General features: G+C 71.8%; 20 protein-coding genes. 5 read left to right on the top strand and 15 right to left on the bottom strand.

Translation table 11 applies throughout. From position 1 onward, the window contains the following. On the bottom strand, window positions 1–413 hold a 413-nt coding region (locus tag VHA72_RS16075), incomplete at its 3' end, for a TetR/AcrR family transcriptional regulator (protein ID WP_325577031.1). A gap of 44 nt (window positions 414–457) precedes the next feature. Between VHA72_RS16075 and VHA72_RS16070 the strand changes: the two genes are divergently transcribed. Further along, window positions 458–1696 (top strand): oxygenase MpaB family protein, encoded by a 1239-nt coding sequence (locus VHA72_RS16070; protein ID WP_325577029.1) that lies wholly within the window; start codon window positions 458–460, stop codon window positions 1694–1696. Between the two features lie 5 nt (window positions 1697–1701). Here VHA72_RS16070 and VHA72_RS16065 read toward each other — a convergent pair whose 3' ends face one another. Genes VHA72_RS16065 through VHA72_RS16040 form a run of 6 tightly spaced genes read right to left on the bottom strand, consistent with a single transcriptional unit; the run spans window position 1702 to window position 7871 of the window. Continuing rightward, on the bottom strand, window positions 1702–3024 hold the full coding sequence (locus VHA72_RS16065; RefSeq protein ID WP_325577027.1) for an ammonium transporter: 1323 nt from the start codon (window positions 3022–3024) through the stop codon (window positions 1702–1704). Window positions 3025–3069: 45 nt separating this feature from the next. Beyond that, window positions 3070–4224 (bottom strand): sulfotransferase family protein, encoded by a 1155-nt coding sequence (locus VHA72_RS16060; protein WP_325577025.1) that lies wholly within the window; start codon window positions 4222–4224, stop codon window positions 3070–3072. Then, window positions 4217–4996, bottom strand: coding sequence for an SDR family oxidoreductase (locus VHA72_RS16055; RefSeq protein ID WP_325577023.1), 780 nt, complete (start codon window positions 4994–4996; stop codon window positions 4217–4219). Before VHA72_RS16055 ends, VHA72_RS16060 begins: the two co-directional genes overlap by 8 nt. After that, on the bottom strand, window positions 4993–6105 hold the full coding sequence (locus tag VHA72_RS16050) for a hypothetical protein (protein ID WP_325577021.1): 1113 nt from the start codon (window positions 6103–6105) through the stop codon (window positions 4993–4995). Before VHA72_RS16050 ends, VHA72_RS16055 begins: the two co-directional genes overlap by 4 nt. After that, window positions 6099–6977, bottom strand: coding sequence for a TIGR03619 family F420-dependent LLM class oxidoreductase (locus tag VHA72_RS16045; RefSeq protein ID WP_325577019.1), 879 nt, complete (start codon window positions 6975–6977; stop codon window positions 6099–6101). The genes VHA72_RS16050 and VHA72_RS16045 overlap by 7 nt, the downstream gene beginning before the upstream one ends. 21 nt (window positions 6978–6998) lie before the next feature. After that, window positions 6999–7871: an ArgP/LysG family DNA-binding transcriptional regulator gene (locus VHA72_RS16040; RefSeq protein WP_325577017.1), complete on the bottom strand. Its 873-nt coding sequence runs from the start codon at window positions 7869–7871 to the stop codon at window positions 6999–7001. A 78-nt stretch (window positions 7872–7949) separates the two neighbouring features. On the opposite strand from VHA72_RS16040, the gene VHA72_RS16035 reads away from it, so the two are divergent. Then, window positions 7950–8582: a LysE/ArgO family amino acid transporter gene (locus VHA72_RS16035; RefSeq protein ID WP_325577015.1), complete on the top strand. Its 633-nt coding sequence runs from the start codon at window positions 7950–7952 to the stop codon at window positions 8580–8582. Between the two features lie 221 nt (window positions 8583–8803). On the opposite strand, the gene VHA72_RS16030 is transcribed toward VHA72_RS16035, so the two are convergent. The 3 genes from VHA72_RS16030 to VHA72_RS16020 are packed head-to-tail and all read right to left on the bottom strand — an operon-like array spanning window position 8804 to window position 11287. Beyond that, window positions 8804–9856: a 2Fe-2S iron-sulfur cluster-binding protein gene (locus VHA72_RS16030; RefSeq protein WP_325577013.1), complete on the bottom strand. Its 1053-nt coding sequence runs from the start codon at window positions 9854–9856 to the stop codon at window positions 8804–8806. Then, window positions 9846–10133, bottom strand: coding sequence for a hypothetical protein (locus tag VHA72_RS16025; protein ID WP_325577012.1), 288 nt, complete (start codon window positions 10131–10133; stop codon window positions 9846–9848). The genes VHA72_RS16030 and VHA72_RS16025 overlap by 11 nt, the downstream gene beginning before the upstream one ends. Then, entirely contained in the window at window positions 10133–11287 is a 1155-nt protein-coding gene (locus VHA72_RS16020) for a 3-ketosteroid-9-alpha-monooxygenase, oxygenase component (protein WP_325577010.1), read from the bottom strand. Before VHA72_RS16020 ends, VHA72_RS16025 begins: the two co-directional genes overlap by 1 nt. Window positions 11288–11347: 60 nt before the next feature. Between VHA72_RS16020 and VHA72_RS16015 the strand changes: the two genes are divergently transcribed. Together VHA72_RS16015 and VHA72_RS16010 are read left to right on the top strand one after the other, a co-directional pair. Further along, complete coding sequence (locus tag VHA72_RS16015; protein WP_325577008.1) at window positions 11348–12547, top strand: acyl-CoA dehydrogenase family protein; 1200 nt, start codon at window positions 11348–11350, stop codon at window positions 12545–12547. Window positions 12548–12556: 9 nt separating this feature from the next. Then, window positions 12557–13651: an acyl-CoA dehydrogenase family protein gene (locus VHA72_RS16010; protein WP_325577006.1), complete on the top strand. Its 1095-nt coding sequence runs from the start codon at window positions 12557–12559 to the stop codon at window positions 13649–13651. Window positions 13652–13860: 209 nt separating this feature from the next. Here VHA72_RS16010 and VHA72_RS16005 read toward each other — a convergent pair whose 3' ends face one another. Next, entirely contained in the window at window positions 13861–14961 is a 1101-nt protein-coding gene (locus VHA72_RS16005; RefSeq protein WP_325577004.1) for an NAD(P)H-dependent flavin oxidoreductase, read from the bottom strand. After that, on the bottom strand, window positions 14958–16592 hold the full coding sequence (locus VHA72_RS16000; protein WP_325577002.1) for an acyl-CoA synthetase: 1635 nt from the start codon (window positions 16590–16592) through the stop codon (window positions 14958–14960). Before VHA72_RS16000 ends, VHA72_RS16005 begins: the two co-directional genes overlap by 4 nt. A 46-nt stretch (window positions 16593–16638) precedes the next feature. On the opposite strand from VHA72_RS16000, the gene VHA72_RS15995 reads away from it, so the two are divergent. After that, window positions 16639–17439, top strand: coding sequence for a crotonase/enoyl-CoA hydratase family protein (locus tag VHA72_RS15995; protein ID WP_325577000.1), 801 nt, complete (start codon window positions 16639–16641; stop codon window positions 17437–17439). Here the strand turns inward: VHA72_RS15995 and VHA72_RS15990 are convergent. From VHA72_RS15990 to VHA72_RS15980, 3 genes are all read right to left on the bottom strand, one after another. Then, entirely contained in the window at window positions 17436–19331 is a 1896-nt protein-coding gene (locus VHA72_RS15990; protein WP_325576998.1) for a S53 family peptidase, read from the bottom strand. The genes VHA72_RS15995 and VHA72_RS15990 overlap by 4 nt on opposite strands. Window positions 19332–19351: 20 nt before the next feature. Then, window positions 19352–20929, bottom strand: a complete 1578-nt coding sequence (fadD8, locus tag VHA72_RS15985) for a fatty-acid--CoA ligase FadD8 (protein WP_325576996.1) — start codon at window positions 20927–20929, stop codon at window positions 19352–19354. Window positions 20930–20995: 66 nt separating this feature from the next. After that, window positions 20996–21466 (bottom strand): PaaI family thioesterase (locus VHA72_RS15980; RefSeq protein ID WP_325576994.1); only part of this gene is annotated, 471 nt, incomplete at its 5' end.

Below are 21466 nucleotides of genomic sequence, written 5' to 3'. Positions count from 1 at the left end.
GCGGTGGCCAGGTCCCGGATCCGGCGCTGCAACTGCTGCCGCCGGTCGTGCATGCGGGCCTGCGGCATCTCCTCGACCGCCACGCGAAGCAGTTGCGAGTCCTGCTCCAGCGCGACCAGCAGCGCCTCCACGGTGTTGGGGATCATCCGGTCCGGCGGGTCCCCGAACCGGTCCGCCAACGACGCGGTCACCCGCTCGGCCACTTCGTCCCAGTAGCGGTCCAGGATCACGCCGAGCAGCTCGTCCTTGTCCCGGAAGTACTGGTAGAGCGACCCTGGGCTGATGCCGGCCACCTCCGCCACCCGGTTCGTCGCGAACCGGGCATGCCCGTCACGCACCAGCACCGTCCGACCCGCGGCGACGATCCGCTCGACCATCTGCCGCGAGCGCTCCTGGCGAGGGTTCTTCCGCATATGCGAATTGTATGCGAGCAATCATTCGCGTTACTACTGATGACATGAGTACGACGACCACCCGACCGGCGCATCCGGCCCGCTTCCGCCAGGCCGAGGCCCGTGGCCGGCGCATCGGGCGCCCGCTGCTGGTCGCCAGCGGCATCGACCGCGAGCTCGACGAGGCCCTCATGCAGCGGATCGGGGCCGCGCTGCTGGAGCGCGACGAGCTCGGCGCCCGGCTGGCCGAGGCGATGCGGCTGCCGCCCAGCGACCCCGACCGGGTGAGCCACGCCCAACTGGCGGCCGCGCTCGCCAGCCCGCACCGCACCGCCGCGCTGCCGCCCACCCTCACGGCGTTCCTGGACGAGGTGCGGCAGGTGCCCGACTGGGTGGACTGGGATCGGGTCGAGCGCGGCGCGGCGACCTACCGCTATCTGGGCCGGAGCGCCCACGACGTACTCCTGCAGCTCTCCCTCATCGGCGGCTACCGGTTCGGCGGTCCGGCCGACCTGCTGGTGCTGACCGGCGGCCTCGGCGGCGCGAACACGCTGCGCCGGCTGGCCGAGACGCAGGCGTGGACGCTCGCGGTCAGCCAGCCCGGCGGAATGCGCCCCGGCGCGGAGGGCTGGCGGCTGACCGTGCACGTGCGGGCGATGCACGCCCTGGTCAACTCCCGCTTCGAGCGCCGCTGGGACCGCGACCGCTTCGGGCTGCCGATCAACCAGGCCGACCAGGCCGGCACCCTGGGCCTGTTCGACGCGACGGTGATCATCGGCTGCCGCGCCCTCGGCGTACCCCTGTCCCGACAGCAGCGCGACGACCTCATGCACCTGTGGCGCTACCTCGGCTGGCTGCTGGGCGTGCACGCCGACTTCCTCACCGACGACGAGCGGGAGCGCACCCGGATCAACTACCACGTCCTGGTGGCCGCCGGCGCCCAGACGCAGGCCGGCCGCGACCTGGCCCGGGCATCGGTGGACGCCCAGGTGGAGCGGAGCTTCGGCCACGCCAGCCCGGTGCTCGAGCGGCTGCACCAGCGCTACGCGCGGGCGCGGGTGCTGAGCATGCTGACCGCCTTCGTCGGCGTCCGGGGCATGCGCGACCTCGGCCTGCCCGCCCGGGTGCCGTGGGCGTTCGCGCTCGCGTTCGCCGGCAACACCGTCCGCTATCGGCTGCTCGGCGCTCTGCCCGGCGGCCGTCGCCGGCTCGAGGAGCGCGGCGCCCGGGTGCAGCAGGAGCTGCTGGCCTCGACGTTCCGCGGCTCACCGGCGCAGGTGGGTGCGCTCCCGGACGCTCGCTGAGCCGGTCATCGTGGCAGGAACGAGCCCGGCAGCGCGCCGTGCCGCGTGCCGGAGGACGCGTGCAGGTCGTAGGCGGACTCGGCGTGCAGCACCAGGTCGATGCCGGTGACCTCGTGCTCCTCGTCGATCCGGAAGCCCATCAGCCGGTCGATCGCCGTGCCGAGCACCCACGAGACCACGAACGCATAGGCCAGCACCGCGAGGCAGCCCACCGCCTGGCGGCCGAGCTGGGTGGCTCCGCCGCCGTACAGGAGGCCGGAGACGTGCGCCGGCGCGGCGCTGCTGGCAAGCAGGCCGATGCCGAGCGTCCCCACCAGCCCGCCGACCAGGTGGACGCCGACCACGTCGAGCGAGTCGTCGTAGGACCAGCGGTACTTGAGCCCGATCGCGACCGCACAGACGACGCCCGCGACCAGGCCGAGCACGAGCGCGCCCAGCGGGGTCACTGCGCCGCAGCTGGGCGTGATGGCGACCAGGCCGGCCACCATCCCGGATGCGGCGCCGAGCGAGGTGGCATGGCCGTCGCGCAGCCGCTCGACCGCGAGCCAGCCGCCCGCACCTGTCGCGCCGGCGACCAGGGTCGTGGTGAAGACGTCGGCGGCGGCCTGGTCGGCACCGAGCGCGGAGCCGGCGTTGAACCCGAACCAGCCCACCCACAGCAGGCCCGCGCCGAGCATCACCAGGGTCAGGTTGTGCGGCCGCATCGCGTCCACCCCGAAGCCGATCCGGCGGCCGAGCACGAGCGCCAGCGCGAGCCCGGAGGCGCCGGAGCAGACCTCCACCGCGGTACCGCCGGCGAAGTCGACCAGATGCAGCCGGTTGACCAGCCAGCCGCCGGCGTGACCCGGGTGCGAGGAGTCGAAGACCCAGTGCGCGATCGGCGCGTAGACCAGCACCGTCCAGGCGGCGATGAAGACCACCCAGGCGCCGAACCGGGCCCGGTCGGCGATCGAGCCGGCGACCAGCGCCCCGGTGACGACCGCGAACAGGCCCTGGAAGCAGGCGAACAGGATCACCGGCACGTGCAGCCAGCCGCCGTGGCCGGAGACGAGTGCCTGCAGGCCGATCAGCCGTCCCGGTACGCCGATCAGCCCGCCCCCGGCGTCGTCGCCGAAGGCCAGCCCGTAGCCGACCACCACCCACACGATCGTGATCACGCCCAGTGCGGAGAACGTCATCATCATCATGTTCAGCACGCTCTTGGAGCGCACCATCCCGCCGTAGAACAACGCCAGGCCGGGGACCATCAGCAGCACCAGCGCCGCCGCGGCGAGCAGCCAGGCCGTGTCACCGGCGTCGATCACGAGCGGGAGTGGAGCGGCAGGCACGGGCCGACGTTCCCGGGAAGATGTTTCGCCGGCTGGCGTGCCGTGTTACGCCCGTGTTAACGCTTCCCCGAACGCCGCCGTGACGTCCGCCTCGGTCAGGCCGTAGTCGGCCAGCGCGTATCGGTGTGCCGGCCGGGCCGCCCCGGTGCGCGACTCGGCGTCGATGCGGCGCACCTCGGCCTGCGCCTGCCGGCTCCAGGCGAGGCCGAAGGCGTCGTAGATGCCGCCGACAGTGCCGACCGGGTCGGTGACGAAGGCGCGGTAGTCGACGTCCACGAACTGCGCCGGGTCGTACGACGCCCGAGCCTCGGCGAACCGCCGCCACGACCGGCTCAGCATCGCCAGCTGGGTGGCGCCGATGGTCGCGCCGGTGAAGGTGGTCGACGTACCGACCGTGGCCTCGGCCGACAGCGAGCAGGCCGAGGCGATCGCCACCACCGGGTCGCGGTGGCAGACCACCACCAGCGCGTCGGGATAGGTCCGCATCAGCGCGTCCAGCGCGACCAGGTGCGAGGGGTTCTTGAGCACCCAGCGCCGGTCCCGGTCGTGCAGGCCGATCAGCTGCAGGTTGGCCCGGTGCCGGGTGTAGGCGTCGGTCCAGTCCTGGCCGGCCAGCCAGGCGGAGTAGCGTGGGACGTTCGCCAGCGACTCGAAGCCGACCGACTTCCCGCTCTGCCGCAGCAGCCGCCAGCACTCCTCCACCGAGGTGGCGTCGAGGTAGTGGATGCCCATGAACTCCGGGTTGGCGACATGGTGCTGCCGATAGGCGTCCTGGAGCGCGGCGAAGATCGGGTCGCCCTCCCAGGTGGACCGGGGCGGCCGCGGCTGCGGGTACTCCGTCAGCCAGGCCTCCAGACCTTGATGACCCGGGTCGGCGCACAGCAGCCGGTGCAGGGCCGTGGTCCCGGTGCGCGGCAGCCCGGTGACGAAGATCGGCCGCTCGATCGGCACCTCGCGGTGCTGCGGGTACTCCGCGAACCGCGCCTGGCTCAGCAGCCGGCCGACCAGCGCGCTCTTGACCTGCGCTCGGTGGAAGTAGTTGCCCCGCGGGGTCAGGCCGGCCTCGGGCGAGGCCAGGTCCTCGACCAGGATCCGCAGGCCCTCCTCGTAGGCCGGGTCGCCGAAGTCGGTGAGACCGGTCGTGCGGCTCGCCGCTGCCTGGATGTCCTCGAGGGACCCGACGTCGCCGCGCTCACGCATGGAACTCACCACAGTCGACATTGAGCATCTGGCCGGTGATCGCCGAGGCCAGGTCGCTGGCCAGGAAGAGCGCGGCTCGGGCGACCTCCTCGGGCGTGGCCAGCCGCTTCAGGTCGGTCGGCGCGGCCTTCTCGGCGTACACCTCCTCGCGGGTGCGCCCGGTCTCGGTCGCGATCTGGTCGAAGTAGGCCCGGTTGACGTCCTCGTCGATGTAGGACGGCGCCACGCTGTTGACGCGGATGCCACGCGGTCCGAGCTCGGTGGCCAGGCTGCTGGCCAGGTGGGCGAGCGCGCCCTTGGAGAGCTTGTAGCCGGCGAACTCGGGCTGGCTCTGGTAGAGCACGCAGGAGTTGACCATCACGATCGAGCCGCGCGCGTGCGCCAGTGCGTCGGCGAAGAGGGCCGAGAGTCGCAGCGGCGCCAGCACGTTGGTCTCCTGCGCGGCACGCAGCGCATCGAGCCCGACCGTGGTGATCGGGTCCATCGGCGGGATCCCGAACGCGTTGTTGACCAGGCTGTCGACCTGGCCGAACTCCGCCAGCGCCGCCTCGACCAGACGCTGCCGGGACTCCTCGTCGGTGATGTCGGTGGGTACGACGAGAGCCCGCCGGCCGTGCTCGCGCACCACGGCCGCCATCTTCTCCAGCCGGCGCTCGGTGCGGCTGGCCAGCACCAGGTCGGCGCCCAGCAGCGCGGCCTGCTCCCCCAACGCTCGGCCGAGCCCGGGTCCGACACCGGAGAGCACGACCACCTTGCCGGTCAGCAGGCTCACGACAGCATCCTGCGGGCGACGGCCCGCTGTCGGGCGGTGATCCGGGCGGCGTACTCCTCCTCGGTCAGCGGCGGGAAGTCCACCGTGGACGCCTTCACCCGCTCCACCGTCGGTGCGACGTCGGGCTCCTTCTCCAGCCGTTGCCAGCGCAGCATGATCGGACCGGTGCGGTGGCCGGTGGTCTCCAGCCAGTTCGCGGTCGGACGGGGCAGCGACTCGGCGATGACGAACCGCATCATGCCGTCGGCGTCGGTGACGGCCTGGGCCTTGGTCAGCGAGGTCTGGTGGGTCTCGTAGTCGGTGGAGGCGTACCAGTCCGAGCCGATCTGGATCGCCTGGTAGGCGCAGGCGTCCCAGCGCGGAACCGTCACCACCAGCGCCTCGTCCTCGTCGAGCTCGTAGTGGCCGATCGAGGAGAACTGTGACGCCAGGCCGCCCGGCGTCGCCGCCGGGGCGGTGAGCGTGTTCGGCGGCTCCTTGTACTGGAAGAAGTGCGGGAAGGCCAACCAGGTCCGGATGGAGCCGACCAGCGAGCGGGCGGCCACGTCGTATCTCTTCTCCAGCAGCCCGCGGGTCAGCGGTCGCCGCGGCCGGCCCAGCGTGTCCGGGCGCTCGATGGTGAGCACCCCGCGCTCCTCGCGGTCCCAGTCGTTGAACACCTCGCGCACGATCATCGTCTTCGCGCCCGGCTCGGCGGCATAGTGGAACTCGAAGCGGCCGTCGGCGCCCACCGCGAGCTCCCGGTCGTCGAAGGCGAGCATGCTGGTCGCCGTCGAGTCGGCGGTGTAGGCGCCGCCCATCACCTGGAAGGAGAGGTCCGCGGAGGTGCCGCGGCGACCGCGCACGACGTACTCCACGCCCTCACGCAGGTAGGCGTGGAAGTAGATCGCGTCCGGGTTGTCCAGACCCTGCCGGGAGAACTGGTGGGTCGGATTGACGAACAGCGGCTGCTCCAGGTCGTAGTCGAACGCGGTCTGCATCGCCATCCGGATCCGCCCGGCGAGGTACTCGTAGCCCTCCAGCAGGTCCTGCTCCGTCCGGATGAACGGCGCCTGCTCGATCAGCCGCTCCGCCTCGGCGACGGCCTCCTGCAGCGGCCGCGTCAGCATCGGGAGATCACGCTCTCGGCGTAGCGCTCCAGGTGCTGGATCTTCCGCTCCAACGGCTCGGTGTCGGGCCCGACGACGTAGGGCACCCGGAAGCCGACGATGCAGTCGGTGACGCCCTTGTCCTCCAGCCGCTTCACCCCGTCGGGCGTGTAGGCGTCGTAGGAGATGACGTGGACCTCGAAGTCGTCCCGCTCGTCGCCCTCCTGCTTGCGGATGTCGGCGAGCCGACCGAGCAGCCGGTCGAGCTCGTCACCGTCCCCGCCGGCATGCATCCAGCCGTCCCCGAGGCGTACGGCGCGACGCAGCGCGGCGTCACTGTGGCCGCCGACCAGCAGCGGGATGCGCCGGGTCGGCGCCGGGCACTGCTGCAGCGGCTCGACGTCGTAGCACTCGCCGTGGTACTCGAAGAAGTCGCCGCCGGGGTCGGTGAGCCCACGCAGGATCTCCATGCACTCGTCCATCCGCTTCCCGCGGCGCTGCCACGGCACGCCGAGCGCGCGGAAGTCCTCCGGCCACGGACTCAGCCCGACGCCGAGGCCGAGCCGGTTGCCCGACAGCCAGGCCAGGGAGGAGGCCTGCTTGGCGACCAGCACCGGCGGCCGGACCGGCAGCTTGAGCACGAACGGCGTCAGCCGCAGCGTGCTCGTCACCGCGAACAGGTGCGCGCACAGGATCATCGCCTCGATGAACTCCTTGCCCTGCAGGAACTCCCGCTCCCCGGTCTCGGTGTAGGGGTAGGTCGAGTCCGACTCCCGCGGGTAGATGAGGCTGTCGGCCACCGTCATGCTGGTGTAGCCGGCCGACTCCGCCGCCTGCGCCAGGGGCGCGTAGTAGGACGCCTGCGTCATCGCCTCGGCGTACGTGAACCGCATGAGGCCACAGTAGAACGTGTTCTAGATTTGCGCCAGGGCGCCGGCCGCGGCGCGGACGTCGGCCGACAGCCCGTCCAGCGCGGTGCTGTCCAACCGCCACCGGTGCCAGAACAGCCGCACCACCACCGGCCGCGCCCCGGGCATCCGCACGACGCGCCCCTCCGCCAGGTCCGGCTCCAGCTGCTCGTCGAGCAGCATCCCCCAGCCGAGCCCACGCCGTACCGCCTGATGGAAGTCGGCCGTGCTCGGCACCCGGTGGACGACCGGCGGCCGGGCGGCCCCATGGGCGGCGAGGAGATCGTCTTGCAGGTGGTCCTTCTCGTTGAAGACGACCATCGGCAGCGCCGACCAGTCCACGCCGCGGCCGCGGCGGTGCCGCTCGACCAGCGCAGGCGTCGCGGCGGGCGTGTAGCGGAGCCCACCCAGCGGCTCGACGGCACAGCCCTGGACCGGCTCGGCCTCGCTGCTGACTGCGGCGAGCACCTCGCCACGGCGCAGCAGGTCGTGGGAGTAGACCTGGTCCTCGACGTGGAGGCGCAGCGCCGTGCTCGGCCGCGCCGCCACCGCGTCCAGGACCGGGCGGAACCAGGTGGCGAGGGAGTCGGCGTTGACCGCGACCGCCAGCTCGACGACCTCGGCCGCCCCGAGCGCGGCCGCGGCCTCGGCGGCGAGCAGCCGCATCTGGCGGCCGAGGCGGACCAGCGGCTCGCCCGCCGGCGTCGCCACCGACGGCGTGGCGCGGCGGACCAGCACCTGTCCGGCGGTCCGCTCCAGCGCGCGGATCCGCTGGCTGACGGCGCTCGGCGTCAGGTGCAGTCGCCGCGCCGCGGCCTCGAACGTGCCCTCCTCGGTGATCGTCACCAGTGTCTCCAGCTGGGCGGGGTCGAAGCGCATGGCTCAGTGAAGCATCACTTCACAGGCTGAAGAAACATTCGTTGGCCTTCATCTGGTCGAGCACCTTAGGGTCGCGGCGTGCTCGACCCCGCCCTCGCCGGCCTGCTGACAGGCCTGTCCCTCATCGTCGCGATCGGCGCGCAGAACACCTATGTCCTGCGTCAGGGTCTGCTGCGCTCGCACATCGGCCCGGTGGTCGCGGTCTGCGCGATCTCCGACCTGGCCCTGATCGCCGCCGGCGTCAGCGGGGTCGGCACGCTCGTCGACCAGGCCGGCTGGGTGCTCGACACGGTGCGGTGGCTGGGCGTCGCCTTCCTGACCTGGTACGCCGTCGGCTCGCTGCGCAGTGCCCTGCACCCCGAGACTCTCGACGCCCCTGCCGCCGGCGTCCCGGGAACCGGCGAGTCACGGGCGGTCGTACTCGGCAAGACCATGGCACTGACCTGGCTCAATCCGCATGTCTATCTCGACACCGTGCTGCTGCTCGGCTCGATCGCCACCGCCCACGACGGCAGCGGCGCGGCCGGCATCGACGGTCGGTGGTGGTTCGCGCTCGGCGCCGGCTGCGCCAGCGTCGCCTGGTTCACCAGCCTCGGCTTCGGCGCCCGCCTGCTCGCTCCGCTGCTCAGCCGTCCGGCCGCCTGGCGGCTGCTCGACGTGGTGATCGCCGCGACCATGCTGCTGGTCGCTGCCCGGCTGGCGCTCGGCTGAGCATGCCGGCTGGGCATGCCGGCTGGAGATGCCGGCTGGACATGCCGACTGGACATGCCGACTGGACATGCCGACGGAGACCGACGCCGCCGCGTGGGGACAACGGCGCGTAACCGCGTAGGCATAGGGCCACGAGTGCGCCCCCAATCCCCATGCGCCCACCAGCCGCCACCAGGTCCGCACACCGCCGCCCGCGCACCGCCGCCCCGCACCCCGCTCGGTCAGCTGTACGTACCCCGCACCGTGTCCGTGACCGGCAGCGACTGGCAGCCGAGTCGGATGCCGTCCTCGAGATCCTCCGGCTCCAACACGTCGTTCTTGAGCATCTTGACCTCGCCCTCGAGCAGCCGGAAGGCGCAGGCGGAGCACTCCCCCTCCCGGCAGGAGTACGGCGCCCGGACGCCCTTGGACTCCAGGTGCTCCAGCAGCGTCGTACCCGGGTCCCAGTCGTCGAAGGCATGCGTCGTACCGTCGAGCTCCATCTCCACATGGACGGGTGCGACCACCGAGGGCTCCGACTCGGCCTCGGCCAGCTCCTCGGCTGTCTCCTCGATCTCGGCGACATCGCCGCCGAAGGGGTTGCCGCCCAACGAGACGAACTTCTCCTGGTGCCGCCGCGATCGCGGGAGGCCCAGGTCGCGCAGCGCCCCGGTCACCAGCGTCATGAACGGTGCCGGACCGCAGACGAACGCCTCGCGGTCGGCGTACGGCGCGGCGAAGGCGCGCAACTGCTCCTGCGTCGGCAACCCCTGGACGCTCTCCAGCCAGTGCACCACTTGCAGCCGGTCGGGATGCTCGGCGGCCAGCGCGGCCCAGCGCCCGGCGAAGATCACCGAACGCTCGTCGCGGTTGGCGTAGAGCAGCACGATCCGGCCCGTGCCGCGCTCCAGCACCGAGCGGGCGATCGACATGACCGGCGTGATGCCGCTACCACCGGCGAACAGCAGCAGGTCGGCGTCGAGGGAGGCCGGCGAGAAGATGCCCGAGGGCTCCAGCACCCGCAGTCGGTCGCCGGGCCGCAGGCGGTCGTTGATCCAGTTGGAGGCGTAGCCGTGGGCGGTGCGCTTCACCGTGACGGTCAGTGGCTCCCCCGGCACGCTGCACAGCGAGTAGCAGCGCGCCACCAGCCCGGTGCGGTCGCTGGGCACCGCCAGGGTGAGGAACTGCCCGGGCCGGAAGTCGAGCCGCGAGTCGAACACCACCGAGCAGGCGTCCTCGGTCTCGCGGATCACGTCGAGCACGCTCAGCTCCAGCGGCCCCTCCTCAGCAGCCATCGCCCGCTCCGATCGGCACCGCCCCGTCGCGCACTGCAGCGTCGATCGAGGCGCGCAGCCGCGGACAGCCCTCGTGCAGGGCGCGCGGGCTGCGGCGCATCTGCGGGCAGGCTGCCAGCGCCTCGGCGTTCCACTGGATCGAAGTGTGGTGCTCGCTGTTCTTCTGCACACCCACCCGGGCCAGGCAGTCCAGGCAGGACACCTCGGTCAGCCAGGCGCGGGTGTAGAGCTCCTGGTCGGCCAGGGTGTCGGGACTGGTCGGCTGGAAGGAGGCCATCAGTGGCCGGCCCCCTCCAGATCGGCCTTGCGGCGCAGGTTCTCCGCGACCTCCTCGTGCCAGAACTCGTTGGCCTTGGTGGTGTCGACCTCGAACTCGAAGCGGGCGACCATGTCGGGCTGGATGTCGGCGACGTCGACGTAGAACTGCTCGTACCAGCGGCGCAGCTGGTAGACCGGGCCGTCCTCCTCGCACAGCAGCGGGTTCTGCACCGGCGCCTTGTTCTGCCAGATGTGCACGTCCTGGAGGAACCCGGTGCCGAACATCTCGGCGTACTTCTTCGCGATGTACTGCGTGGTCTTGTCGTCCAGGCCGGCGGGCTTCTTGACAGTGATCCCGTAGTGCAGCGTGAACGAGTCCGGGCCGGTGGGCAGGTGGCAGTTGATCAGGATGACCTCGGTGACGAAGCCCCTGTAGTCCACCTCCAGCCAGTTGATCATGTACGCCGGTCCGTAGTACGTCGCCTCGGACTTCAGCACCAGGTCGCCATCAGCGGACCCGGCGCCATACCCCTCGGTCTTGTCCGGCCGGCCCGTGCTCTCCATGAACTGCGTGGCCCGGGCGCCCTCGAAGACGTTGCGGAAGCTGGTCGGGAAGGCGAAGTGCACGTAGTAGAAGTGCGCCATGTCGACGACGTTGTCGATCAGCTCGCGGCAGTGCGAGCCCTCGATCGGCACCGTCTCCCAGAACCAGTCGGTGTACTCGTCGGTGCCCACGCCTGGCAGCTCCGGCGGCAGTAGGTCGGGCTGGGCCGGCGAGCCCTCGGGGTCGTGCCAGATCAGCAGCTGGCCGTTGCGCACGGCGGTCTCGTAACGCACCGTGCGGGCCCGCAGCGGCACCCGCCGCGCGTAGGGGATCTGCTTGCAGCGACCGTCGGCGCCCCAGCGCCAGTCGTGGAACGGGCAGGCGACCTCGTCGCCCTTGATCTCGCCCTGCGTCAGGTCGCCGCCCATGTGCCGGCAGTAGCCGTCGAGGACGCCGTACTCCCCCTGGGAGTTGCGCCAGACCACCAGCTTGGTCCCGAACGTGTCGACGGCGTGCGGCTTACCGTCGGCGAACGACTCGGCCAGACCGAGGCAGTGCCAGCCGCGCGCATAGCGCTCCGGAGTCAGGCCCCGGTCCAGCGCGCGGGCACCGGTTGCAGTCGTGCTCATCCCTCGTCCCTCCTCGTGCTGGTCATGGACGCAAACGAGAACATGTTCTAGTTTTATCACATGCGGATCGCGTTGACACCCGAGCAGGAGCGACTGCGCGAGGACCTCCGCGCCTACTTCAACGAGCTGGTGACGCCACAGCGACGCGCCGCCCTGTCGGCGGCCACCGGCGAGTTCGGTCAGCCCGGTTCCGCCGAGTACGGCGAGAGCAGCGTCTACCGCGACGTGATCCGCCAGATCGGCGAGGACGGCTGGCTGGGCATCGGCTGGCCGAGGGAGTACGGCGGCCAGGACCGCTCGATGATCGAGCAGCTGATCTTCACCGACGTGGCGGCGGTGGCCGGCGTGCCGATCCCCTACCTGACGCTCAACACGATCGGGCCGACGATCATGCAGTACGGCAGCGCGGAGCAGAAGGACTACTTCCTTCCCCGCATCCTGCGCGGTGAGCTGCACTTCTCCGTCGGCTACTCCGAGCCCGGCTCCGGGACGGACCTGGCCTCGCTGCGCACCCGCGCCGTACTCGAGGGCGACGAGTGGGTGATCAACGGGCAGAAGATGTGGACCTCGCTGATCCAGTACGCCGACTGGATCTGGCTGGCCTGCCGCACTGAGCCCGATCGACCACGGCACCAGGGGTTGTCGATGATCCTGGTGCCGACCTCGGCCGCGGGTTTCTCCTACACGCCGGTGCACACCGTCGCCGGCGTCGGCACCTCGGCCACCTACTACGCCGACGTCCGGGTGCCGGCCGCCAACCTGGTCGGCGAGCGCGGTGGCGGCTGGCGGCTGATGACCAACCAGCTCAACCGCGAGCGGGTCGCGCTCACCTCCTCGGCCGCGACGGCGCACTCGCTGGAGCTGGTGCGCTCGTGGGCGGCGGAGACCAGACGCCCGGACGGGACGCGGGTGATCGACCAGGAGTGGGTGCAGCTGCTGCTCGGCCGGGCGCATGCCCGGGTCGAGGCGCTCACCCTGATCAACTGGAAGCTCGCCGCCGAGATCGACACGATGTCGCCCGCCGACGCGTCGGCGACCAAGGTCTTCGGCTCCGAGCTCAACACCGAGATCTACCGCACTCTGATGGAGATCGTCGGACCGAATGCGATCGCCGGCTCCGGACCGGCGACGGCGCTCGCCGGGCGGCTGGAGCGCTACGCCCGCTCGTCGCTGGTGATGACGTTCGGCGGCGGCACCAACGAGATCCAGCGCGACATCATCGGCATGGTCGGCCTCGGCCTGCCCGCCGCTCGTCGATAGGAGCAGGTCATGGACTTCACCTTCACCCCCGAGCAGGACGAGGCCGCGGCGCTGACCGCCAAGATCCTCGAGGCCGAGGTCACCCCGGAGCGACAGCGGGCCACCGAGGCAGGCGGCATGCGCTTCGACGCTTCGCTGTGGCGCACGCTCGGTGAGGCGGGCCTGCTCGGGCTGCATCTCCCGAGCGAGTACGGCGGGGCCGGGCTCGGGCTGATCGAGCTGGCCCGGGTGCTCGTCGAGGTCGGCCGGAGCGTCGCGCCCGCTCCGCTGGCCACCCACGGCGCCGCCGGCGTCCTCCTGGCCGAGCTGGGGTCGGCGTCGCAGCAGGCGACGTGGCTGCCGGGCGCGGCGGACGGGTCCGCGATGCTGACCGTGGCGCTGGCCGAGGATCACGCCGCGGTGCCGACCGCCCCCGCGACCATCGCCTCCCGGGCCGACGACGGCTGGGTGCTGGCCGGCGCCAAGACGCAGGTGCGGGCCGGGACGCTGGCGCAGGCGTTCGTGGTGACGGCCTCGACCGGGAGCGGGGCCGGGGCGTTCCTGGTCGAGCCCGGCGACGGCGTACTCGTCGAGGAGCAGCGGGTCATCGACGGCGACACCACCGCCCGCCTCACCCTCGACGGCGCCAGGGCGTCGCGGGTCGGGGACGACGACGCGGCGGCTCGGCTCGCGCTGGTGGCCACCGCCTGCGCCTGCGCGGAGCAGTTCGGTGTGATCGAGGGCGCGCTGGCCGAGACCGCCGGCTACGCCCGGACGCGGGAGCAGTTCGACCGGCCGATCGGGTCGTTCCAGGCGGTCTCCCAGCGGCTCGCCGACGGCTACATCGATGCGCTGTGCGCCCGGCTGACGCTGTGGCAGGCGGTGTGGCGGCTCGCCGAGGGACTGCCGGCCGAGATGGAGGTCGCCACCGCGAAGCTGTGGGCCGCCGACGCCGGCCACCGGCTCGCCCACACCGCCGTCCACGTCCACGGCGGCGTCGGCATCGACCTCGACGGTGTCACCCACCGCTACTTCACCGCCGCCAAGCGCTTCGAGTTCGCCCACGGCGGCGCCACCGAGCAGGCCCTCACCCTGGGCCACGCCCTGGCCCGCCCCACACGTTGAGAGGTCACCTTTGGCCCGTCGAGAGGTCACCTTTGGCCCGTCGAGAGGTCACTTTTGGCCCGTTGAGAGGTCACTTCTGGCACCTCGAGTGGCCACCGTCCGCGAGTCGGACCCCTGAAGCGGCCGAAACTGACCCCTCGACCCGCCGAAAGTGACCTCTCGACCCACCGAAAGTGACCCCTCGACCCGCCGAAAGTGACCTCTCGGCGTCAGCGGAGGGACTCGAGGCGCTTGACGGCCTCGTCGTACTCGCTGAGGAGGGTGGCCATCACGTCGGCGACGGGGCGGACCTCGTTCATCCGGCCCACGATCTGGCCGACCGGCATCGAGACCACGTCGGGGTCGCCGGCGGCGTTGATCCGGTTGTGGGCGTCGGCGACCAGCAGGTTCTGCAGCGGCATCGGCAGCGGCTCGGGGGCGTCCGGGGCGGCCCAGGCCTCGGTCCACTTCGACTTCAGCAGCCGTGCCGGCTTGCCGGTGTAGATCCGGGCCCGCACCGTGTCGGAGGAGGTCGCGCGGGTGAACGCCTCGACCCAGCCGGCGTGGCTGTTAAGCCGCTGGTACTCCTGGGTGCCCAGCCAGATCGAGCCGGTCCACACCCCCTGGGAGCCGAGTGCGAGCGAGGCCGCGATCTGCCGACCGGAGCCGATGCCGCCGGCCCCGAGGACGGGTACGTCGGGGCCGACCGCGTCGACGATGTCGGGGGTCAGCACCATCGAGGCGACCTCGCCGGTGTGACCGCCCGCCTCGTAGCCCTGGGCGACGATGATGTCCACGCCGTTGCGCACGTGCGAGAGCGCGTGCTTCGCGGCACCGGCCAGCGCGGCCACCTTCACCCCGCGCGCATGCGCCTTCTCGATCACGTCGACCGGCGGCGAGCCGAGCGCGTTGGCGATCAGCACCGGCCGGTGCGCCAGAGCCACATCGACGTGCGAGCGGGCGACCGAGTGCAGCCAGCCCAGGACGCCGTCGCGACCCTCGCCCTCGGGCAGCGGCGGGATGCCGAGCCGCTGGAGGGTGCGCTCCACGAAGGAGAGGTGCTCGGGCGGGATCATCGCGTTGAGGTCGACGGCGCTGCCCTCAGTGGGGATCTTCATCGGCATCACCACGTCGACGCCGTACGGCCGGCCGTCGGTGTTCTCGTCCAGCCACGCCAGGGTGGCGTCGAGCTCGTCGGCGTCGTTGAACCGCACACAGCCGAGTACGCCGAGGCCACCGGCACGCGAGACCGCGGCCGCCACGTGCTCGGAGGGGGTGAAGGCGAAGATCGGGTACTCGATCCCGAACACCTCGCACAGCTCGGTCCTCACGCGCTCACCCCCACCGCCGCCAGGGCGATCTCCTTGGCCGCCGGGTACTGCGCCTTCCCGGCCGCGTTGCGCGGCACCTCCTCGACCAGGGTCAGCACCCGGGGCAGCTTGTAGCCCGACAGATGTGCCCGCAGGAACGCCCGCAACTCCTCCAGCTCGACGCTCACGCCGTCGCGGGGCTGGACCACGGCCGCGACGGTTTCGCCGTACCGCTCGTCGGGCACGCCGACGACGAGGACGTCGTACACGTCGGGGTGGGCCTTGATCGCCTGCTCGACCTCCTCGGGGTAGACCTTCTCCCCGCCGGTGTTGATGCAGTTCGAGCCGCGGCCGAGCAGGGTGATCCGGTTGCCCTCCTCGATGCGCGCATAGTCGCCGGGTACGGCGTAGCGCCTGCCGTCGATGTCGATGAACGTGGCCGCCGACTTCACCGGGTCCTTGTAATAGCCCACCGGCACATGGCCGCCGCGCGCGGTCCGCCCGATCCGGCCGATGTCGGTGGCTGGGTCCAGCACGGTGCCGTCGTCGGCGATGATCGCGGTGTGCGGACCCAGCGAGACCACCGGCCCGTCGGTGGACAGCGCGCCGGCGTCCTGCAGGCCGGTGCCCTGGAAGCCGGTCTCGGTGGAGCCGACCGAGTCGGTGAAGACGGCGTTGGGGAAGCGCGCCATCCAGCGCTCCTTGACCGACTTGGAGAAGATCGCGGCACTGGAGGCGATCGCGAACAGGCTGCTGCCGTCGAAGTCGCCGGCCTCGTAGGCCTCGATCAGCGGGCGCGCCATCGCGTCGCCGGTCATGAACAGCAACTGCACCTTGTTCGCGTCGACGATCTCCCAGGTGCGGACCGGGTCGAACTTCGGCTCCAGGATCGTGACGTGTCCGCCGAACAGGTGCATCAGCAGGCTCGCCTGGGCGCCCCCGTGCATCAGCGGGCTGAGCGGCAGCGTGATCAGCCGACCGTCCAGCTTCGCTTGCTCGGACTGGTCGAACTCCCCCAGTGGCTCGCCGGTCATGAAGTCGATGCCGCCGCCGAGCACCCGCCAGAAGTCCTCGTGCCGCCACATCACACCCTTGGGGAAGCCGGTGGTGCCGCCGGTGTAGATGATGTGGATGTCGTCGGCCGAGCGCGGGCCGAAGTCGCGCGCGTCGCTCTGCTCGGCGACCGCGTCGGCGAGCAGGATGCCGCCGTACCCCTTGATCAGGCGGGCCTGCTCCTCGGTCTCCTCGTCCATCGGGTTCGGTACGGCGACGATCGACCGCAGCCCGGGGAAACGCGACGCGACCTCGGCCACCAACGGGGCGTAGACGCGGTCGTGCACCAGGCCGACGAGGTCGGCGTTGTCGAAGAGGTACTCCAGCTCGCCGGCCACGTAGCGGTAGTTGACGTTGATCGCGACGGCCCGCACCTTGAAGATGGCGATCAGCGCGACGACGTGCTCGACGCTGTTCTTCGCATACAGCCCGACGTGATCACCGGTCCCGATGCCCCGAGCGGCGAGGTGGTGCGCCAGCCGGTTGGACTCGCGCTCCAGCTCGGCGTAGGTCACCACCCGATCGCCCACCTGCAGCGCAGGCTTGGCCGGGGCCGCGTCGACGGCGTGCTCGAAGAGATCGGCGATGTTCAGGGCCACATCCGCGAGACTAGAACACGTTCTTGTTTTTGACTAGGCTCTGGCCATGACCGAGACAGTCGACGCTCCGCACGCCCTGGTCGAGCAGGACGGCCACACGCTGGTGGTGACGATGAACCGGCCGCAGGCGCGCAACGCGCTCTCCGGCGAGATGCTCGCGATCATGGAGCAGGCCTGGGACCGGGTCAACGCCGACCCCGAGATCCGGGTCTGCATCCTCACCGGCGCGGGCGGCTACTTCTGCGCCGGCGCCGACCTGAAGAGCATGAACAGCAGGCCGCCGAACGAGACCTTCGACTCCGGGGAGTTCGACCCGTCGGTGATCAAGAGCCTGCTCAAGGGCTTCCGGCTGACCAAGCCGCTCATCGCCGCGGTCGAGGGGCCGGCGATCGCGGGCGGGACCGAGATCCTGCAGGGCACCGACATCAGGGTCGCCGGCGAGTCGGCCCGCTTCGGCGTGTCGGAGGCGCGCTGGGGGCTCTACCCGATGGGCGGCTCGGCGGTCCGGCTCCCGCGGCAGATCCCGTACACGGTCGCCGCGGAGCTGCTCCTCACCGGCCGTCACGTCACGGCCGCCGAGGCGAAGGAGCTCGGGCTGATCGGTCACGTCGTACCCGACGGGCAGGCGCTGGCCAAGGCACACGAGCTGGCCGACCTGATCGCCGCCAACGGACCGCTCGCAGTCCAGGCCATCCTGCACACCATGCGGTCCTCGGAGGGCAAGCACGAGAACGACTGCTGGGCCGACGACGCGCGGGTCGGCGCGGCGGTGTTCGCCTCCGCCGACGCCAAGGAAGGCCCGCGCGCCTTCACCGAGAAGCGCCGGCCCACGTTCACCGGCAGCTAGCGTCCGGCCCGGACGGTCCTGCTGTGGCCGGACTGCCACTGGCCGCCGCCATAGGACACCCGATACGTGCCGGCAGCCCTCGGGTGGATCCGCACGGATACCTTGCCCAGGCCCGACGTGGTCAGGCGCTTGACGGTGTGCCACCCACCGCCACGGTGGCGCTGGAGCTTGAGCGAAACGTGCGAGGCCGGGCTGTCCCAGGGCGTCACGGCCCTGGCGCGCAGCCCACGAGCGGTGCGTCGCAGGGTGACCTGCAGCGGGAAGACGCGCACCGCGACCGCCGGCGAGGTGCTGGCCGCATGGGTCGCGTCGCCGCTGTAGACGACGCGGTACGACGCCGCGCCCCTCGGCCGGACGTCGTAGGCGAGGGAGCCGTCGGCGCCCGTCCGGGCGGAGCCCAGCACCTCGAAGCCCCCGCCGGTGTCCACCTGCACGAGTACCGGTGCGCCCGGCACCGCGGCGCCCGTGGTCGCGTCGACCAACTGGTAGTGCAGCCGCGCCGGATAGCGCCCGGTGCGGCTCAGCGTGCCGGCGGTCGTGGGCGCGGCCAGGGGCAGCGTCGCGGCGCCGGTGGCGGCGAGGCCGGCCAGGCCGGCGGGCGTGCCCACGCCCGTCGGGCCGTCCCATCCCGCCCGGGCGGCGCACAGCGCGGTGCCGCAGGTGCCGGTCTGTCCGGACGTGACGTCGACGAACGACGAGGGCCGGGCGGAGACGTTCTGGTAGATGGCCAGCGGGTCGGTGTGGTTGCCCGCCAGGGCGTAGAGCGCGGCGATGATCGGCGCGGCCAGCGACGTGCCGCCGCCGTACCACCACTGCCCGGCGCGATAGAACATGATGCCGGTGGTCGGGTCGGCCAGCGCGGAGATGTCCGCGACCGCCCGGCCCGTCGGACAGAAGGACCCGCTCAGCAGGCTCTGCACCAGGCTGGTCACCAAGCCGGTGAGCAGTCCGGTCGAGGAGCAGCCCGAGCCGGCGCCCGACCAGGCGCTCTGCTGCCACACACCGTTGACCAGCCTGACGCTGGTGCCACCAGCGGCGACCACGTTCGAGGCCGTGGAGGGGAAGATCGTGCCGCCGGCGTACCCACTGTCCCCACTGGCCGCGACGTAGGTGACGCCGGGATCGTTGTAGTAGGTGAGGTTGAGGGTCTGGTTGAGCGTGCTGTCCGGGGACCCGAAGGACAGGGACAGATATGTCGCGCCCAGCCGCACCGCCGTCTGCACCGCGGCCCCCATGTCCGAGGAGCTCGCGGAGTTCGCGTCGACGAGCAGGATGTGGCAGCTGGGGCATACCGCGGAGACGGCCTGGACGTCGATCGCGATCTCGGTGGTCCAGCTGCTGTTGGTGGCCGGGAGCGCGGCGCCGCCGTTCTGCGCGACCTCACGGAAGCAGCCGTTGGCCTTCGTGCAGGCGGGCAGGCCGAAGTAGGCGCGGTAGTAGGAGAGCTGGGCTGCGGTGTTGGGGTCGCTGCCCACGTCGACGATCCCGACCGTGGCGTTGGTGGTGACGCTCGCCGGGATGCGATAGAGGCTGGCCAGGTCCGCCGGCGAGTAGCCGCCGGTCTTGGTGACGGCCTGCGGCACCACCGCGTCCGGCGGCGGCGCCGCCGCGGTGTCGCTGGTCGCGACCGCGTCCGCACGGCCCACGGAGGTCGCCGTCGCGTCCGGGACGCCGCCCTCGACCTCGGTGAGGCAGGTGAAGGATCCGGGCTTCGGGGGCGGGCACGCGGTGGCGGGCACGGGCTCGAGCTGCGGCTCGGGCGGGGGCGTCCAGGTCACGCCGGGATTCGTCGGGGTCGCGTCGTCGGCGCTGGCCGGCGCCACACCGAGGAGGACGAGCGCCGCGCCGAGGGCCAGCACGGCACCGAGCCAGACACGGAACGGATGCGGCATGGCACTCTCGTACCCTTCCGCTAACCGCCGTACGCCGCCCGCAGCGCCTTCTTGTCCGGCTTGCCCAGTGCCGTCATCGGGATGGCGTCGACGGCCAGCACCCGCTTGGGCACGTGCACCGAGCCCTTCCGCTCCTTGACCAGCGCCTGGATCTCGGTCACCACGTCGTCGTCGAGCGAGGCGCCGGGGCGAGGCACGACCAGCGCGGTGACGCTCTCACCCCACTTCGCGTCGGGCGTGCCGATCACTGCCACCTGGGCGACGGCGGGGTGGGTGGCGACGACGTCCTCGACCTCGCGGGGGAAGACGTTGAAGCCACCCGAGACGATCATGTCCTTGGTCCGGTCGACGATGTACCAGAACCCGTCCTCGTCCTCGCGCGCCACGTCGCCGGTGTGCAGCCAGCCGTCCCGGAACGCCGCGGTGGTCTCCTCGGGCCGGTGGTGATAGCCGCCCGCGAGCAGCGGGCCGGCGACGCAGATCTCCCCCGGGTCGCCGGGTGCCACCGGGTTGCCGTCCGGGTCGAGCAGCGCCGTGCGCAGGTACGCCGACGGACGCCCGCACGAGGTCAGCCTGGCGGCCAGCGGCCGGCCCTCGGCGTCCACATGCTCGCCCTTGGGGAAGTAGCTGATCACCATCGGCGCCTCGGACTGGCCGTAGTACTGCGCGAAAATCGGCCCGAACCGCTCGATCGCCTCGGCCAGCCGCACCGGGTTCATCGCGGCGGCGCCGTAGTAGACCGTTTCCAGCGACGACAGGTCGCGGGTGCGTGAGTCGGGGTGGTCGAGCAGGGCGTAGAGCATCGTCGGCACCACCATCAGCGAGTCGATCCGCTGCTCCTCGATGGTGCGCAGCACGTCGGCGGGGTCGAAGCGCGGCGCGACGAACAGGGTGCCGCCTCGCAGCACCACCGGCACGAAGAACGCCGCGCCGGCGTGAGAGAGCGGCGTACACATCAGGAAGCGGGGCTCGGCGGGCCACTCCCACTCCGCCATCTGGATCTGGGCCATGGTGGCAAACGACTGCGCCAGCCCGATCACGCCCTTCGGCTTGCCGGTGGTGCCACCGGTGTAGGTGATCGAGGTGACGTGGTCGGCCGGCAGCGTCCGCGCCCGCAACGGCACCGCGTCGAACGTCGCCGCGACCGCGACCAGGTCGGTGCCGACCGCCTCCAGCGACGCCGGCACCGGGCCGATGGTGAGCACCTGCTTGAGTCCATCGCACCTGGCCAGCAACTCGACGGCGCGGTCGGCGAAGACCGGGTCGACGATGAGCACGCTGATGCCGGCGTCATCGATGACGTAGGCCTGGTCGTCGGCGGAGCCGAGCGGATGCAGGGAGGTACGGCGATAGCCCTGGGTCTGCCCCGCGCCCAGGATGAACAGCACCTCCGGGCGGTTGGGGGCCAGCAGCGCCGCGCCGACGTCGGAGCCTGCTCCGAGGGACTCGAACGCCTGCACGTACTGGCTGATCCGCGCGGCCACCTCGCCGCCGGTGAGCGTGGTCTCGCCCAGGTGGAGGACGGGCCGGTCGCGGTGCCGCCGCAGCGCCGCCACCATGACATGGCCGTTGTGGGTGCCGAGCCGCAGGGAGTCCATCCGAAACCTTCCGGTCACTGAGGAGCTCGCGAGGAACGAGCGCGCGTCTGGAGTGTAGAACGTGTTCTAGATTGCGTCCACCGTCGCGGCGGCGTCCTCGGCGCGCCCACGCGCCCAGCGCGGCAGGATGAAGACGCCCTCCGCCTCGACGCAGACGGTGGGCTCGGAGCCGTCGTCATGGCGGGCGAGCAGTCGACCGCGGGCGAACGTCTTGACTCCCTCGACCCGATCGATCTCGGCCTCGACGCGCAGCGCGCCCAGCGGCGTGGCCTCGCGATAGCGCAGCGTGAGCGTGCCGGTCATCCCGGGCCGGCCGCCGGCTGCGGCCGCCTCGCCGAGGGCCTGGTCAAGGACGAGTGCCGCCACGCCACCGTGCACCAGTCCGGGTGGCCCCTCGTACGCCGCGCCGAGGACGAAGTCACTCCGGATCCGGCCGTCGGCGCGCTCGATGTCCAGCGGCGGCGCGACGGCGTTGCGCACCCCGATCACCGCGTTGCCCCAGTTCCGCACCCGACCGGTCGCGCTCAGCCGGGTGCC

It is taken from the genome of Nocardioides sp. (assembly GCF_035547795.1).
Lineage (GTDB): Bacteria > Actinomycetota > Actinomycetes > Propionibacteriales > Nocardioidaceae > Nocardioides.
Note: the sequence above shows the minus strand (reverse complement) of the source record. Positions and strands in the feature narration are given on the sequence as shown.

Coding starts and splice junctions, on each gene's coding strand:
- VHA72_RS16030 (WP_325577013.1), bottom strand. CDS start 9,856: ATGGCTGCTGAGGAGGGGCCGCTGGAGCTGAGCGTGCTCGACGTGATC.
- VHA72_RS16025 (WP_325577012.1), bottom strand. CDS start 10,133: ATGGCCTCCTTCCAGCCGACCAGTCCCGACACCCTGGCCGACCAGGAG.
- fadD8 (WP_325576996.1), bottom strand. CDS start 20,929: ATGGACTCCCTGCGGCTCGGCACCCACAACGGCCATGTCATGGTGGCG.
- VHA72_RS16020 (WP_325577010.1), bottom strand. CDS start 11,287: ATGAGCACGACTGCAACCGGTGCCCGCGCGCTGGACCGGGGCCTGACT.
- VHA72_RS16070 (WP_325577029.1), top strand. CDS start 458: ATGAGTACGACGACCACCCGACCGGCGCATCCGGCCCGCTTCCGCCAG.
- VHA72_RS16040 (WP_325577017.1), bottom strand. CDS start 7,871: ATGCGCTTCGACCCCGCCCAGCTGGAGACACTGGTGACGATCACCGAG.
- VHA72_RS16015 (WP_325577008.1), top strand. CDS start 11,348: ATGCGGATCGCGTTGACACCCGAGCAGGAGCGACTGCGCGAGGACCTC.
- VHA72_RS15990 (WP_325576998.1), bottom strand. CDS start 19,331: ATGCCGCATCCGTTCCGTGTCTGGCTCGGTGCCGTGCTGGCCCTCGGC.
- VHA72_RS16010 (WP_325577006.1), top strand. CDS start 12,557: ATGGACTTCACCTTCACCCCCGAGCAGGACGAGGCCGCGGCGCTGACC.
- VHA72_RS16045 (WP_325577019.1), bottom strand. CDS start 6,977: ATGCGGTTCACGTACGCCGAGGCGATGACGCAGGCGTCCTACTACGCG.
- VHA72_RS16060 (WP_325577025.1), bottom strand. CDS start 4,224: ATGCGTGAGCGCGGCGACGTCGGGTCCCTCGAGGACATCCAGGCAGCG.
- VHA72_RS15995 (WP_325577000.1), top strand. CDS start 16,639: ATGACCGAGACAGTCGACGCTCCGCACGCCCTGGTCGAGCAGGACGGC.
- VHA72_RS16050 (WP_325577021.1), bottom strand. CDS start 6,105: ATGCTGACGCGGCCGCTGCAGGAGGCCGTCGCCGAGGCGGAGCGGCTG.